This window comes from Thalassotalea sp. LPB0316 (assembly GCF_014898095.1).
In the GTDB taxonomy this organism is placed as follows: Bacteria; Pseudomonadota; Gammaproteobacteria; order Enterobacterales; family Alteromonadaceae; genus Thalassotalea_G.
Genome location: NZ_CP062946.1, coordinates 2701224 through 2716123 on the forward strand (window position 1 = coordinate 2701224; position 14900 = coordinate 2716123).

The window sequence follows — 14900 nt, forward strand, 5'->3', positions numbered from 1 at the left end:
ACCATGGATTACGGCACGTTAAGAGGGTTAATAGCCCTCCTTATATTGACACTTTTTATCATCATTGTGGTCTGGGCTTACAGCAAAAAACGCAACTCTTCGTTTGATAAAGCTGCAAACTCAATTTTCGAAGAAGATCGCAAAGAAGAAATTAACAAACAGGAGACTAATAATAATGTCTAGCTTCTGGAGTATTTGGATTACTGTTCTTACACTAGGAACGTTAGTAGGTTGTTACCTATTACTGCGTTGGTGTTTAAAGAACTTCGCAGGTGTTGAAGAAGGCGAGTCAATGGGACACACTTTCGACGGCATTGAAGAGCTTAACAACCCACTACCTAAATGGTGGAGTACGTTCTTCTTATTAACAATCATTTGGGGCTTCTTATACCTAGCGTTATACCCAGGTTTGGGTAACTTTGCCGGTCTATTAGGCTGGAAATCTTCAAACCAAGGCATCACAAGTATTGAAGAGTCTAAGCAATTAACTGAAGAGCGTTTAGCTGAAGGCTCTGGTGTATTAGTACAATACGACCGTGAAGTTGCACAAGCCAACGAAACCTTTGGTAAAATTTTCGCTAAATACGCAACTTATTCAATTGAAGATATTGCAGCAGCAAAAAGCGAAGAGATTGACTTTGATACACGTGACTACGACGCCCTTTCAGCAGAGCAACAAGCCTTAGTAGATCGCAGTGAAGCATTAAAGGTTGGTCAACGTTTATTCCTACAAAACTGTTCACAATGTCACGGCTCTGATGCTCGTGGTACTACTGGCTTCCCTAACCTTACCGACGACGATTGGTTATACGATCACTCGCCTGCTGGCATTAAGTACACCTTAATGGAAGGTCGCAAGGCGCAAGGCATGATTGCTTGGGGTACAATGCTAGGTGGCGAAGAAGGTGTTAAAGACGTAGCTGCTTATGTATTAAGCTTAAGCGGTCGTGATGCAAAAGAAGGCAATGCGGAAGCGGGTAAAGCCAAATACGCAATGTGTCAAGCATGTCACGGAGCTAGCGGTGAAGGCAGTGCAGCTATGGGTATCGACCTAGGCGCACCTCGCTTAAACGACAACATCTGGTTATACGGCGGCAGTGAACGCGCCGTTCAAGAATCTATCAGAAATGGTCGTGCTGGTGTGATGCCTGCTTGGAAAGACATCTTAGGCGAAGAAAAAGTACACGTTATCAGTGCTTATGTTCATAGCTTAAAAGAAAAATAATGTGAGTTTCACATAGTCTAAAGCCCCGTTAATTAACGGGGCTTTTTTTTGACTAAAATCAAACTAAATCATTGACTTTTTCTTGGTTGCAAGACGTAAAACAAGTACAATAATGAAAATTTTTTAAGTGTATTTTTTATGAAAACATCTTGGTACAAAGAGCCTTGGGCTTGGTTGGTATTTTTTCTTCCTTTTTCTGCAGTAGTTGCCGGTATTACAACCTTATTCATCGCACTTGATGATCCTGATGAACTAGTTGCTGGTGACTATTACAAAAAAGGTAAAGCCATAAATATGCAAGTGTCTAAAGTAAAAATGGCACAAAAATTAGGCATGCGCTTCGAACTAAAGCTCGCCAACAACGAGTTAGTTATCAAACCAACGGGCATTGAAAAAGTTTTTCCTGTGTTAAACATCAACTTCTTTCACCCTACACTGGCAGAAAACGACTTCTATTTAGCCTTAACGCCAGATGGTAACGGTCACTTTCGCCATCAATTCGACCAACCAGTAAAAGGTAAATGGAAAATTACCATTAGCTCATTTGAAGACACCTGGAAAATCCAGCAAGACGTATATTTACCACAAACAAACTTTATCGATATTAAGCCGGATCCTGCAAAAGCAAACTAATGACCATTCACTGCTTTCACTGTGACGAGCCCGTGCCAAGCGGGCTTGACTTATCTGTTACCATTAATCAAAAAGTTCAACCAATGTGTTGTATTGGTTGCCAAGCCGTTGCGCAAACCATTGTTGATAATGGCCTGACTGACTATTACAAGTTTAGAACCGAGCCCGCCAATAAAGGTGAAGTACTTGTTCCTGAGCAATTAAATAAGCATAAGTTGCTCGACGATGAAGCCCTGCAAAATGAGTTTATTCATCAAGACGGCGATATCAAAGAGTCGATCTTAACCGTTGATAATATCAGTTGTGCCGCCTGTGCTTGGTTAATTGAAATGAAAATCTCCAAGCTTGATGGTGTCAAGCAAATCAATGTTAATGCGACAACGCAACGAGCTACCGTAAAATGGTTTGACGACCAAATAAAGCTCAGTGATATTTTATCAGCAATTGATGCCATTGGTTACCACGCCCTACCGTTTAAAGCCAGCACCGCTGAAGAGCTTAACCAACAACAAAGCAAAGCCTTTATTAAGCGATTGGGGATCTCTGGCATCTTAATGATGCAGGTTATGATGATAGCCATTGGTTTATATTTCGGGGCGTTTTCAGATATGTCTGAGCACAACCTGACCTACTTGCGTTGGGCAAGCTTGATTCTCTCGTTACCTATAGTCACTTATGGTGCATTTCCATTCTATACCGGCGCAATAAACGCCTTACGGGCTCGTCGATTATCGATGGATGTGCCAGTCTCAATTGCGATATCATTGGCCTATACAGCCAGTGTTTGGGCAACTGCAACCCGCCAAGGTGAGGTGTACTTTGAATCAGTCTCTATGTTCACTTTTCTCTTGCTCATTGGTAAGTTTTTAGAATTTAGAGCTCGTAATCGCGCCGCGCAAGTATCTGCGAACCTATTGAAACTCATGCCTTTATCGGCAACAGTACTACAAGATGGTCAACCAAAGCTGATCGCGGCTAAAAAGCTTGCTGTCCATGATCAAGTTATCATTAAGCCTGGCGAGACGATTCCTGCAGACGGCTTAATTGTTCACGGTAGCTCACAAATCAATGAAGCTATGCTATCGGGCGAGCAAAAACCGGTGACTAAAACCCAAGGTGAAAAAGTGTTTGCCGGCACTATTAATGGCGATGGCAACATAACCATTAGTGTTACAAGCTTGATGAGCGACTCATTCTTAAGCCAACTTATCCGATTAAGTGAAGCGGCTCAAAGCTATAAGCCTAAGCTCGCTCAGTTCTCAGACAAAATTGCGCAGTATTTTGTAGCACTAATCTTAGTTATGGCATCGATTACCGCACTATATTGGGGTCAACACATGCCAAGTGAGGCATTTTGGATCACGCTCTCGGTATTAGTTGCAACCTGCCCTTGTGCGCTTTCACTAGCAACACCCACAGCATTAACTTGTGCTACGACTAAACTCAATCGCTCGGGAATTATGATCAAATCGGCACATGTCATGGAAGCGATGCCACAAATCGATTTATATGCCTTCGATAAAACGGGAACGCTAACAACAGGCGACTTCACCATTTCACAAGTTGTACTTTTTGACTCGCCCTATACTGAAAAAGAGTTGCTACCCATTATAGCCAGTGCTGAGGCCTACTCTGAGCATCCGATTGCTAAAGCATTCCATAGCTACTTTGATAGCCAAACAGAAGTGGACAAGGTTGAAATTGTTGCAGGTTGCGGTGTTAACGCCCAATACAAGGGCCAACAATTAACTATTGGTAAAGCATCATGGATCCTTTCACAAACTATCGATAACACTCATGAGCAGTCACATCGAGATGCTTCGTGTTTAGTTTTACTTAATGGCCGACTTATTAGTGCTATTTATTTGACTGATACCATTAGAGAGGATGCTGTAACGCTCTTATCGTCACTAAAATCAGCACACTGTAAAACCTTGTTGCTATCAGGTGACAACCAAGCCGGCTGCCAACAAGTCATTGACACCTTGCCTCTTGATGAAGCTCACAGTCAATTAACTGCCAAGGATAAAATGGCACAACTTACCGAAAAGCAAAAACAATACAAAGTTGCAATGGTTGGCGATGGCATTAACGACACGCCTGTGTTTAGTGCCGCTCATTTATCGATTGCTATGGGCAGTGGTGCTGATATTGCAAAACACGGTGCAGATGTTATTTTGTTAAACAACAAATTGGGCTCAATTGCTACTTTATTAGACGTTGCTACACGCACCAAAAAGATTATTCGTCAAAACTACATGTGGGCTTTTGGCTATAATGCGATTGTTTTGCCGCTTGCTATGTCAGGCCACATTACGCCGTATCTTGCTGTTATAGGTATGTCAGCAAGTTCTATTTTGGTGGTAACTAACTCATTGAGGTTATTGAAATGACGGTAATCTATGTTCTGATCCCAATCGCGGTCTTGTTGACTATTATTGGTATTTACCTGTTCTTTTGGGCAGTAAAGTCTGAACAGTTTGACGATCTTGAAAAGGAAGGAATGAGCATCCTTTACGACGAAGACAAACAAGCTTCAAATGACACGACTAAGCCGACAGAGAATACGCCAAAAGATCCGCATGAGCTTTGATTATTTATCGGCATTTGTTGTTGGTTTATTAGGTGCTGGTCATTGCCTAGGCATGTGTGGTGGCATCACAGGTATGCTAACCAATGCAATTGGTCCGGATGCCTCCCATCAAAAACTAAAACTCGTCGTCGGCTACCATCTCGGCCGCTTATCGTCTTATGGTTTAATTGGTGCTATTGTTGGCTTTAGCAGTTCTTTAGCGGTAAAAAGTGGCGGGATTAATGCTAATTTTCTGCATATACTCTCGGCTATTTTCTTAATATTGCTCGGTTTTTATATTGCCCAATGGTGGCAGGTCGTTGGTAAAATCGAGCTTATCGGCAAAAAACTCTGGCAGTACATTGCGCCATTAGCGAAACACTTCCTGCCCGTTCGAACCCCGCTGCAAGCATTGGGCCTTGGTGCGTTGTGGGGTTGGTTACCTTGCGGTCTAGTTTATTCAATGTTGACGTGGGCACTAGCTAGCGGCAGTGCGATGAACGGTGGCCTGATATTAATATGCTTTGGTCTTGGTACATTACCAGCACTTATTTCAATGTCTTATGGTATTGATTATGTTCAATCGTTAATGCGCAATAGTTTGTTACGCAAATGTACTGGCTTGGCAATGATTGCTTATGGTGGTTACACCTTACTCATTGCATCTACACAACTGATTAATTAGAATACCGTCATTAAAGGATTTATCGCTAGGTCATTCATGTCATCAAAAAATTGCGCCACTCAACAGCACATCCATTGCCAAAATTGCAGTATTAGTGAGCTTTGCTTACCTTTTTCCTTAAATGATCAAGAGCTCGACTTGCTCGATAAAATCATTGACAGAAAAAAGCCCGTGCACAAAGGTGACAAATTATTCCAAAATGGTGAACCATTGAATTCACTTTTTGCAGTGAGAACAGGCACCTTTAAAACCTACATTATTGACAGCCAAGGTGAAGAGCAAATTACGGGGTTTCACCTACCAGGAGATTTGCTTGGTTTTGATGCGATCGCCAATAAAACTCACCCGAGTTTTGCCCAAGCGCTAGAGACGGCAATGGTCTGTGAAATTCCTTTCACGACGCTCGACCTACTGTCAAACAATATGCCGAAATTACGAACGCAAATCTATCGTTTGATGAGTGACGAAATAAAAACCGACCAAGAAATGTTATCTTTGCTCAACAGAAAGAACGCTGAACAGCGGTTAGCGACTTTTATCGCCATGTTAAGTAACCGTCAGAAAGCTCGTGGTTTATCACCGTATGAATTCAGACTGTCAATGACACGCGGTGATGTAGGGAATTATTTAGGCTTAACAGTAGAAACGATTTCTCGATTGTTAAATCGTTTTGATAAACAAGGCCTGTTAACCGTTAACGGTAAGTTTATTACGATCAACGATATTGATGAACTAGCTCAATTAGCGGGTATGTAATACTCGCTAGTTTGCTCCCTCCCGCTTTTTCTGAATTTCTCCTATACTAAGCATCAGTAGCAAGAATTTTCTTATGCTAAATTTTGATTTATAACAAAGCTTTAAGCTATATTCTTTGTCATAGTAGCGTTAACACTTTGTTGAATCGGTATAAAATAATGGAAAAATATCAGAACCTTTTAGTGGTCATTGACCCAACACAAGAACGTCAAAAAGCACTTGAGCGTGCGATCGAGTTAGCTCATAAAAACAACGCTAAGATCACGGCATTCTTGTCGATATTTGATTTCTCCTATGAAATGACAACCATGTTATCGAGTGATGAGCGCGAAACGATGCGAGGTTCGGTGATAGAGAGCAGAACACAGTGGATCAAAGATCTGATTGCAACGCTTGAAACCGATAAATTAGTTATCGATATCAAGGTTGTTTGGCACAACCGTCCATTCGAAGCCATTTTAGAACAAGTTGAAAACGAAAATTTTGACCTAGTGATAAAAGGAACTCATGAGCACGACAAACTTAAAGCCGTTATTTTTACGCCAACCGACTGGCATATATTGCGCAAATGCCCTTGTCCTGTACTTTTGGTAAAAGAGCATTCATGGCCGGAAAATGGCAATATTCTAGCCGCTATTAATGTCGGTAGCGACGAAGCTGAACACATCGCTTTAAATGACAAAATTACCGAAGAAGCCAAAAACTTAGCGCGTATTATCAACGCTAATGCTAACTTAGTTAATTCATTTCCGGGTACACCTGTTAATATCGCCATTGAAATACCCGAATTTAACGCGAACGAATATAACGACAATGTAAAAAGTCATCATGTCCATGCCATGCAAGAACACGCTAAAAAGTTTGGTATTGATGAAGCCCATACGTATGTCAAAGAAGGATTGCCTGAAGATGTGATTGAAAGTATGGCTAAAGAGCTCGATGCTGAGTTAGTTATTCTAGGAACTATCGGCCGAACAGGCATCTCAGCTGCGCTCATTGGCAATACTGCAGAGCATGTCATCGACCGATTAAATTGTGACGTTTTAGCACTTAAACCAGATGGTTTTAATTAATACCAAGTGAATCAAATATTTGATCACAAGCAGAAATATGTTCGCAGCGTATTTCTGCTTTTTTTGTTTTTTATTTCCCTGTTTTAATCGGGTATAATGCGCGCCAAATTTCTCGGGTATTCCTATAAATGACTGAACTAACCGCTGTTGAAAAAACACAATTAACTAAGTTAGAAAAAAAGCTACGCCGCAATGTCGGGCAAGCTATTGCACAATATAATATGATCGAAGATGGCGATCGCATTATGGTGTGTTTATCCGGTGGTAAAGACAGTTATGCCCTGCTTGCCATTTTAATGATTTTACAAAAGCAAGCGCCAATTAACTTTTCACTAGTGGCGGTCAACCTTGATCAAAAGCAGCCTGGTTTTCCAGAACATGTTTTACCCCAATATTTAGAGAGCTTGGGGGTTGAGTACAAAATAGTTGAAGAAGACACCTATGGCATAGTAAAAGAAAAGATCCCAGAAGGTAAAACGACTTGTAGTTTGTGTTCTCGTTTACGCCGTGCCGTACTTTATAAAACAGCTAAAGCTTTAGGTGCAACTAAAGTGGCGTTAGGACATCACAGAGATGACATGATAGAAACCATGATGCTAAATATGTTCTACGGCGGCAAATTAAAATCGATGCCACCTAAACTGGTATCTGATAATGGTGAGCACGTGGTTATTCGCCCTTTAGCGTTTTGTAAAGAAAGTGAGTTGATCCAATACAGTGAATTAAAGAAATTTCCAATTATTCCATGCAACTTGTGTGGCTCTCAACCCAATTTACAGCGCCAGAATATCAAACAAATGCTCAATGATTGGCATGATAAATTTCCCGGTCGAATTGAGTCCATGTTCACGGCAATGCAAAACATCGTACCTTCTCACCTTTGCGACAGTGAATTGTTCGACTTTAAATCAATGAGTACAGACTCTGAGATTGTTGATGGCGGAGATATCGCATTCGACGAGCCAGAAATAGCCCAACAAAGCGTTGAGCAATCGTTAAATTCAAACGAGTTACAGCAAGTCAACATCATTAATATCAGCTAGTTGAACGACAACTAGCTTTTTATAACCCACACAATCAAACGGAATAAGTACATGCTTGAACAATGGTTTCAACTAAAGGCACACAATACCAATTTTAAAAAAGAAGTTATTGCCGGTATTACCACTTTTCTCACCATGGCTTATATCATCTTTATCAACCCTGCGATGCTTGCTGACGCCGGAATGGATAGAGATGCCGTGTTTGTTGCAACCTGTTTAGCTGCCGCTATTGGTTGTTTTATTATGGGATTTGTCGCCAATTATCCTATCGCACTTGCTCCGGGTATGGGGTTAAATGCCTTTTTCACCTATACCGTAGTCCTTGATATGGGCTATAGCTGGCAGGTTGCGCTTGGTGGCGTATTCTTTTCTGGTCTCATCTTTATCCTATTAAGTCTTTTTAACATTCGCGAATGGATAATTAACTCAATACCGCAGTCATTGCGCTTTGGTATTGCTGCAGGTATCGGCCTATTTTTGGCGTTTATCGCGTTAAAAAATGCTGGTTTTATCGTTGATAACCCGGCGACACTTGTAACTTTAGGCGACATTACTGCGGTAGAACCTGTGCTCGCGGCTATTGGTCTATTCTTAATTGTTGGCCTGGTAAAGCGCGGTATTAACGGCGCTGTGATGTTGTCAATTTTAGTGATTACTGCAATTGCGATTTTGATTGGTAAGGTGCAATACGACGGTATTGTATCGATGCCACCAAGCTTAGCACCGACATTTATGCAGTTAGATATTAGCGGTGCTTTTGAGGTCGGCATGATCAGCGTTGTCTTTGCTTTTTTATTCGTTGATTTATTCGATACATCGGGCACCCTTATTGCGGTTGCACAACGCGGTAACTTACTCGCTGAAGATGGCACTTTACCAAGGTTAGGAAAAGCATTACTGGCAGATTCAAGTGCAACCGTAGCCGGTTCAATGCTTGGCACCTCAACGACAACAAGTTATGTCGAAAGCACTGCTGGTGTTGCTGCAGGTGGTCGTACAGGATTAACCGCTATTACCGTTGGCGTGCTATTTTTATTGTCTTTATTTTTCTCGCCACTCGCTGGCATCATTCCAGCTTACGCGACTTCAGGCCCTTTATTTTATGTGGCAGTGTTAATGTTAGCTGGCTTAGTTAATATCCATTGGGATGATTTATCAGAAGCCGTCCCCGTAGCGGTTATATGTATAACTATGCCATTAACATTTTCAATCGCTCACGGCATTGCTTTTGGCTTTATATCTTATGTTTTAGTGAGAATTTTTAGTGGTGAGTTTAAATCTCTCAACCTAAGTGTGCTATTTTTAGCAATATTGTTTGTTTTAAAGTTCGCTTTCTTTGGGTAATAGCCATGAAACATTTTACAACAAGTATCATTGCTCTATCCCTGCCACTCGCTTTTATCGGTAATGCAGGCGCACAGACCCTATGGAGTAAAAACAGCTTTAGTTATTTAAAAAACACTTCAGACTTTGAGGTACTAACTAATGACACGGTTAACGTTTTTACTTTCGAACACGCCTCTGGCCACAATTGGGGCGATCTATTTATGTTTGCGGATCGCACCCTTGCAAAAGCTGATAATGACAATGTTGAATTTAAAGGGACATATGGCGAAGTATCACCTCGCCTAAGCTTAAGCTATTTATTGGATCAACCTGTTGCCTTGAGTTTCATTCAAGACACGTTTTTAGCGGCCAATATTGAGCACTCATCAAATACCTTTGGCAGTTTTGATAACGTTTTACTCGGGATAGGAACTAACTTAGCGATTCCACACTTCAAATTTGTCCAAGCTAATGTTTATTATGCGAATAACGACAACACCGACAACGATTACCAGCTGACCATGGTTTGGGGCTATGACTTTCCATCTCTCGATCATAAAATCACTTTTAATGGCTTTTTTGATTGGTCAAGCGCGGCAGATGATCACAAAGCTGAATTTCACTTTAATCCTCAATTATTGGTTGATGTTGGTCATTACTTTGAGAACAGCGACCACGTCCAAGTGGGTATAGAATATTCTTTTTGGCACAATAAATACGGTATCAGTGGTCTCGACAACGAAAGTGTCGTTAGCGCGATGATCAAACTAACACTATAAATAACTATGGTGAGAAATAACTATGGCGCGGTTTGTTCGCCATCGAAGAAGGCTTGATTATGTCTGAGCATATCAGTTAACTCGAGAACATAATCACTGCCCCGCTCTGAATAAGGCAATAAACCCGTTGCGAGGATTTCAGCTTTCAATGGCTGATTAGATGCTCTTAGTTGTTGGCGAATACTGCGAAAAACTCGATAGGCATTATTGGTATTAAGGTTGCGTAAATACGCCTTAACCGACTGCTCTAGCGTATCATAAACGGCCACTTCATGGGTCATACCCTCAGTCCTTGAGCTAGGCACCATACCGCAACCTTCTTTATAGCACCACATGCCAAATAGATTTAGTCCTTCGCGAGCGAACCTCGACGTTCCCCAAGCCGATTCATTGGCTCCTTGAACTAACACAAGTTCAACAGGAACAATATCAACTCTAGACAATAACCTTTGAATTTGTAGCATTGGCGAATCCACGCCTTTAACGCGATATTCTCTCGCTAGCCTATTAAGCCATTGAATTTCTTCTTCTGTTAAAACCTCTTCCAAGCCAAGCTTTTCTTCTAGTTTTATCAGCTGCTTTCTATTCGCTAAAATTTTGCTGTTTTGCTTTACGACAACCGGCCGAAGGTAGTTAAAAAACTTAGCTTTTTTTCGCTTTACACTTTTGTACTTTGCAAAGTTTGGTACTTTGCTGGTAACGGATGCTGGCTCCGTTACCAAGCTGTTAGATGAGTTACTGTCAACCTTAGGTAATTGTGTTGACGCAACCGATTTTTCCGTTTTAGCAGGCACTTGAGTAGTTGGCGTATACGTTTTGGTAAACGGATAAGCTAACATAACGCTGATTGTCGCGACAGCAAGTGCCGTAATGCTAAACTTTTTCATCTACGCGTCAAAGGTTCCTGAGCTATCAGTTGAATTAATAGATGGTGCCGACTCGGCATTTAATGTCATGCCATATATCTCGCGATATAAAACACCTTTCGCGTGAAAATATAATGGCGCTAAATAGCTTAAACAGAAAATAAACAAGGCTAAAGCAAAAAACGTTGCAACACCAGTGACTTGGCTTAATGGAATCATGATCAGCACGAGTGCAAACGCCAACGGGACATAAACAGCAAAGATATTAAACCACTGGAATCTCATTACTTTTACTGACAAGACAATGGCTTGTAGCGGTGACAATTTCTTTTCAACGACAAGCGGTACAATCAAAGAAAAACAAACGGCTAAAAAAATACCTGGGACAATAAATAATTGTAAACCTAAGCCAACTAAAACCGAACTTAATAACGCGGCAATCGCCACCCAACTACCACGTTTTAAAAAGGCAAATACTTGTTTTGATTCTGTTTTTAACCCAACAACTTGGAAAATCCCCATCATTTCAACACCGGCGAGAAACGGCCAAATTATAATGGTGACAGCTAAATTTAAAATCGACAAACGCTGTGGATCTTGATTAACCGCTTCAAGCCCACCAAGTAGCTCAGCAAGCACCATGGTGGCGAAAACCCCGATCAATAATACGATAAGCAAGCCGCCGTTAATTGACGCTCTGTTTCGCAACGTGTTGCGCCATGCTTCCATTAGCACTTGCTTCGGACTGATTTTATATTCCCCTTTCAAGGCTTGTTCAATGTTACCACCGATATGAACAACAGAAACTTTTTCCACTAAAAACACCTTTTAAACGAACTTATTTTGATCATAACAAATAAATTGCCCCAACGATAATAGCTACAAACTACCGATAACTAACTCAATGGCAAGGATAAGTAACACTAAGCCCATGATTCTATCTAACCAATAGCCTTTAGTAATGATCCGATTTCGTATTCTTGGGTGACTCAATATCAGTGATAAAAAACTAAACCAAAGCCCTGTCGCAACCGCCATGTAGATACCATACAGTGCTTTAATTTGTGTCGGTGTTTCAAATGAAATCACCATTGAGAACAAACTAATAAAAAACAAGGTCGCTTTAACGTTAAGTGCGTTGATTAAAAAACCGGTTGAGAATGCTTTAAAGGGGCTCGGCGCAGACTGTTCTAGTTCAGCTTTGACTTGTTGATCTGAATTGATTGCTCGCTCAGGTGGTTTCGCTCGTAAACCGTGCCAAGCAATGTAAAGAAAGTAACTCGCTGCGACATATTTTAAGCCAGTTAATAAACTCGGCGTTTTTGCTATCACTAAACCGATACCAACCAGTGAATATAAAACGTGCACTAAAATCCCAGTACCAATACCTGCACTGGTATATAACGCAGTTTTTCTCCCGTGTTGAATACTTTGCTTCAACACAACGGCAAAGTCTGGTCCTGGGCTTGCTACCGCGAGGAAATGAACCATCGCAATGATCATAAACTCTTGAATATAGTGCTCCACTAGCTATCCTTTTCCGTTACGCCTTTTCCAACTACTAGGTATTGCTCGAAAAACTTAACGCCCTTTGCTCTCGCGAGTTGCATGTTATCCTCAGGAATTTGCTCAGGATTTTTATAAACACTAAGCACTTTAGCCATGCTATCTTCCCTAATAATATGCAACATTGGATATGGCGAACGATTAGTGTAGTTTTCAACATCATTCTCGCTTAAGCCATCAAAGCAATAATCAGGGTGAAAGCTCGCTAATTGGAATTGCCCTTCAAAACCTGCTTCGGCTAGGTATTGCTGAGCTAAATCGACTAGATCTAAGTAGTCCTCAAAGTCAGTAAACCCCTGAGGATATATCATCAATGAGGTTTCAATCTCAGGTGTTAGCACCATTTTATCGCACTGTGTTAGTAGGTGATCAATCGCAGGTGTGATCTTTGTCGCATCATCAAGGCAATAAGCAATGGTATTGTTGAGCCATTCTTTTTTAGCAAACGGACAAAAATTTAGCCCAATAACAATATCGAGCAACCAGTTTTTTGTCGCATTTAAGACGTCATCGCGAGTTTGACAGGTATTTTTAGACATAACCTAAGACTAAGATTTTTGTTGTAATTGCCACATTGAATAGTATCGACCTTGAGCGGCAATAAGTTCGCTGTGACTTCCTTTTTCGACAATTTTACCATCTAACATCACCAAAATGGTATCAGCATCTGTAATGGTTGATAAACGGTGAGCAATCACGATACTGGTTTTATTTTTAGCGACACTGCGAATGGCTTTTAAGATCTCTTGTTCAGCGTGGCTATCAAGCGCACTGGTTGCTTCATCAAAGATCCAGATTTCAGGATTTTTTAACAAGGTTCTAGCGATAGCGACGCGCTGTTTTTCGCCACCAGAAAGTTTTAATCCGCGCTCGCCCACTTGCGTATTCTCACCATCGGGTAACTTAGCAATAAGATCATCAAGATATGCCATACTAATGGCTTTGCGTACTTCGCTATCACTAGCGTGTGGACGGCCATACCGAACATTTTCGAATATAGTGTCGTTAAACAATACGGTATCTTGTGGCACGATACCTATGTGTTTGCGAAGTGAAAGCTGGGTGACATCAGTGATGTTTTGCTCATCAATGGTAATTGTTCCCCCATCAGTATCGTAAAAACGAAATAATAATTTAACGATGGTTGACTTACCGGAGCCACTCTCACCAACGATAGCGACCTTTTGGCCTGCATTAACACTAAAACTCACGCCTTTAAGTACTTGACGATCATGGTGGTAGCCAAAGGTAACGTTGTTAAATTCAATACCACTTTGCGAAATAGTTAAATCTGGTGCCTCTGGTTTATCGGTAATTTGTGGCTTTTTGTCGAGCAAACCAAACATGCCTTCGATATTGGCTAATGATCCCTTAATTTCACGATAGACAAAACCAAGGAAATTAAGCGGCATGAACAGTTGCATCATAAAAGCATTGATCAAGACAAAGTCCCCTAACGTCATTTGCTCATTAGTTACTTGGTAAGCGGCAAGCGCAAGCATTGAGGTCATGGCGATAGCCACTATCGTTGCTTGCCCGCCATTTAAAGCAAATAGTGACAGTCGATTTTGCGTTTTTGCTTTTTCCCATGTCGCAAGCTGCTCATCGTACATTTTCGCTTCGTAGGCTTCATTATTAAAAAATTTAACGGTTTCGTAGTTGAGTAAGCTGTCGATTGCACGCGTGTTAGAAGAAGAATCCGCTTTATTAGCCGCGCGAATAAAACCCGTTCGCCACTCAGTTGCATAAACCGTGTAGCTAATATAAATCGCGATAGATGTTGCGGTAATAGCGGCAAAACCCCAATGATAATTAATTAAAAACACCCCTATCACCATGATTATTTCCAAAAGCGTGGGCACAATATTAAAGACCATAAATCGCATTAAAAATGCAATACCAGAGTTACCGCGATCAATATCACGTGAAATACCGCCCGTTTGACGGTTAAGATGAAAAGCTAACTCCAAGCTATGTAAATGTTCGAAAACTTTTAAACCAATACGGCGAATAGCGCGCTCAGTTACTCGGCCAAACAAAGTGTCGCGAATCTCACCAAACAGGACGACACTTAATCTGGCCAAGCCGTAAGCTGCCACTAAGCCAAATGGCACTAGCATGACTTTGTTTTCAACATTCTTATCTAGGGTATCAACAACGTCTTTTAGGACAAATGGCAAATAGACACTAGCGACTTTCGCTAAGATTAAACAGACAATCGCTAATGAAATCCGCCACTTAAATTCTAGTAAGTAGGGGTAAACTAGCTTTAAAACGTGCCAATTCAGTTTATTGACTTCGTGTTCGGGATAATTAGTTCGGCGCATAGGGTTATTACGTTAGAAGGCTATAACGCGTGAAGGCTGAAAAGTAAAA

At 41.2% G+C, this 14900-nt stretch carries 16 protein-coding genes; 11 read left to right on the top strand and 5 right to left on the bottom strand.

Annotated features, from left to right (window positions below; translation table 11 throughout):
* Positions 1–3 precede the first annotated feature (3 nt).
* From LP316_RS12115 to LP316_RS12165, 11 genes are all read left to right on the top strand, one after another.
* Entirely contained in the window at positions 4–183 is a 180-nt protein-coding gene (locus LP316_RS12115) for a cbb3-type cytochrome oxidase subunit 3 (protein ID WP_193021416.1), read from the top strand.
* Positions 176–1225, top strand: coding sequence for a c-type cytochrome (locus LP316_RS12120; RefSeq protein WP_193021417.1), 1050 nt, complete (start codon positions 176–178; stop codon positions 1223–1225). Before LP316_RS12115 ends, LP316_RS12120 begins: the two co-directional genes overlap by 8 nt.
* Before the next feature lie 138 nt (positions 1226–1363).
* Entirely contained in the window at positions 1364–1858 is a 495-nt protein-coding gene (locus LP316_RS12125) for a FixH family protein (RefSeq protein ID WP_193021418.1), read from the top strand.
* The gene (locus LP316_RS12130; protein WP_193021419.1) at positions 1858–4251 is read left to right on the top strand and encodes a heavy metal translocating P-type ATPase; all 2394 of its coding nucleotides are present in this window, start codon (positions 1858–1860) and stop codon (positions 4249–4251) included. Before LP316_RS12125 ends, LP316_RS12130 begins: the two co-directional genes overlap by 1 nt.
* Entirely contained in the window at positions 4248–4451 is a 204-nt protein-coding gene (ccoS, locus tag LP316_RS12135) for a cbb3-type cytochrome oxidase assembly protein CcoS (RefSeq protein WP_193021420.1), read from the top strand. The genes LP316_RS12130 and ccoS overlap by 4 nt, the downstream gene beginning before the upstream one ends.
* Positions 4441–5115, top strand: a complete 675-nt coding sequence (locus tag LP316_RS12140; protein WP_193021421.1) for a sulfite exporter TauE/SafE family protein — start codon at positions 4441–4443, stop codon at positions 5113–5115. Before ccoS ends, LP316_RS12140 begins: the two co-directional genes overlap by 11 nt.
* A gap of 36 nt (positions 5116–5151) precedes the next feature.
* Positions 5152–5871 carry a fumarate/nitrate reduction transcriptional regulator Fnr gene (gene fnr, locus LP316_RS12145; protein ID WP_193021422.1) on the top strand — a complete coding sequence of 240 codons (720 nt, stop codon included), beginning with the start codon at positions 5152–5154 and terminating at the stop codon, positions 5869–5871.
* 158 nt (positions 5872–6029) lie between these two features.
* Positions 6030–6944, top strand: a complete 915-nt coding sequence (gene uspE / locus LP316_RS12150) for a universal stress protein UspE (RefSeq protein ID WP_193021423.1) — start codon at positions 6030–6032, stop codon at positions 6942–6944.
* Between the two features lie 128 nt (positions 6945–7072).
* Positions 7073–7987 carry a tRNA 2-thiocytidine(32) synthetase TtcA gene (gene ttcA, locus LP316_RS12155; RefSeq protein ID WP_193021424.1) on the top strand — a complete coding sequence of 305 codons (915 nt, stop codon included), beginning with the start codon at positions 7073–7075 and terminating at the stop codon, positions 7985–7987.
* A gap of 51 nt (positions 7988–8038) precedes the next feature.
* Entirely contained in the window at positions 8039–9331 is a 1293-nt protein-coding gene (locus LP316_RS12160) for an NCS2 family permease (protein ID WP_193021425.1), read from the top strand.
* A 5-nt stretch (positions 9332–9336) separates the two neighbouring features.
* A complete protein-coding gene (locus tag LP316_RS12165; protein ID WP_193021426.1) occupies positions 9337–10092 on the top strand; it encodes an outer membrane protein OmpK in 756 nt (251 codons plus the stop codon).
* 20 nt (positions 10093–10112) lie between these two features.
* Here LP316_RS12165 and LP316_RS12170 read toward each other — a convergent pair whose 3' ends face one another.
* The 5 genes from LP316_RS12170 to LP316_RS12190 all read right to left on the bottom strand — a co-directional run bounded on the left by LP316_RS12170 (position 10113) and on the right by LP316_RS12190 (position 14851).
* Positions 10113–10979: a glucosaminidase domain-containing protein gene (locus tag LP316_RS12170; RefSeq protein ID WP_193021427.1), complete on the bottom strand. Its 867-nt coding sequence runs from the start codon at positions 10977–10979 to the stop codon at positions 10113–10115.
* A complete protein-coding gene (locus tag LP316_RS12175) occupies positions 10980–11774 on the bottom strand; it encodes a hypothetical protein (RefSeq protein WP_193021428.1) in 795 nt (264 codons plus the stop codon). It lies immediately after the preceding gene.
* 63 nt (positions 11775–11837) lie between these two features.
* A complete protein-coding gene (locus LP316_RS12180) occupies positions 11838–12461 on the bottom strand; it encodes a LysE family translocator (RefSeq protein ID WP_193023894.1) in 624 nt (207 codons plus the stop codon).
* A 23-nt stretch (positions 12462–12484) separates the two neighbouring features.
* On the bottom strand, positions 12485–13063 hold the full coding sequence (locus LP316_RS12185) for a DUF1415 domain-containing protein (RefSeq protein WP_193021429.1): 579 nt from the start codon (positions 13061–13063) through the stop codon (positions 12485–12487).
* 9 nt (positions 13064–13072) lie between these two features.
* Positions 13073–14851, bottom strand: a complete 1779-nt coding sequence (locus tag LP316_RS12190) for an ABCB family ABC transporter ATP-binding protein/permease (RefSeq protein ID WP_193021430.1) — start codon at positions 14849–14851, stop codon at positions 13073–13075.
* Between the last annotated feature and the right edge of the window lie 49 nt (positions 14852–14900).

Bases quoted from the DNA above. Each gene is read 5' to 3' on its own strand.
- LP316_RS12165 (WP_193021426.1), top strand. From the start codon at position 9,337: ATGAAACATTTTACAACAAGTATCATTGCTCTATCCCTGCCACTCGCT.
- LP316_RS12185 (WP_193021429.1), bottom strand. From the start codon at position 13,063: ATGTCTAAAAATACCTGTCAAACTCGCGATGACGTCTTAAATGCGACA.
- LP316_RS12115 (WP_193021416.1), top strand. From the start codon at position 4: ATGGATTACGGCACGTTAAGAGGGTTAATAGCCCTCCTTATATTGACA.
- LP316_RS12120 (WP_193021417.1), top strand. From the start codon at position 176: ATGTCTAGCTTCTGGAGTATTTGGATTACTGTTCTTACACTAGGAACG.
- LP316_RS12190 (WP_193021430.1), bottom strand. From the start codon at position 14,851: ATGCGCCGAACTAATTATCCCGAACACGAAGTCAATAAACTGAATTGG.
- LP316_RS12180 (WP_193023894.1), bottom strand. From the start codon at position 12,461: ATGATCATTGCGATGGTTCATTTCCTCGCGGTAGCAAGCCCAGGACCA.
- uspE (WP_193021423.1), top strand. From the start codon at position 6,030: ATGGAAAAATATCAGAACCTTTTAGTGGTCATTGACCCAACACAAGAA.
- LP316_RS12125 (WP_193021418.1), top strand. From the start codon at position 1,364: ATGAAAACATCTTGGTACAAAGAGCCTTGGGCTTGGTTGGTATTTTTT.
- ttcA (WP_193021424.1), top strand. From the start codon at position 7,073: ATGACTGAACTAACCGCTGTTGAAAAAACACAATTAACTAAGTTAGAA.
- LP316_RS12130 (WP_193021419.1), top strand. From the start codon at position 1,858: ATGACCATTCACTGCTTTCACTGTGACGAGCCCGTGCCAAGCGGGCTT.
- LP316_RS12160 (WP_193021425.1), top strand. From the start codon at position 8,039: ATGCTTGAACAATGGTTTCAACTAAAGGCACACAATACCAATTTTAAA.
- fnr (WP_193021422.1), top strand. From the start codon at position 5,152: ATGTCATCAAAAAATTGCGCCACTCAACAGCACATCCATTGCCAAAAT.
- ccoS (WP_193021420.1), top strand. From the start codon at position 4,248: ATGACGGTAATCTATGTTCTGATCCCAATCGCGGTCTTGTTGACTATT.
- LP316_RS12140 (WP_193021421.1), top strand. From the start codon at position 4,441: ATGAGCTTTGATTATTTATCGGCATTTGTTGTTGGTTTATTAGGTGCT.
- LP316_RS12170 (WP_193021427.1), bottom strand. From the start codon at position 10,979: ATGAAAAAGTTTAGCATTACGGCACTTGCTGTCGCGACAATCAGCGTT.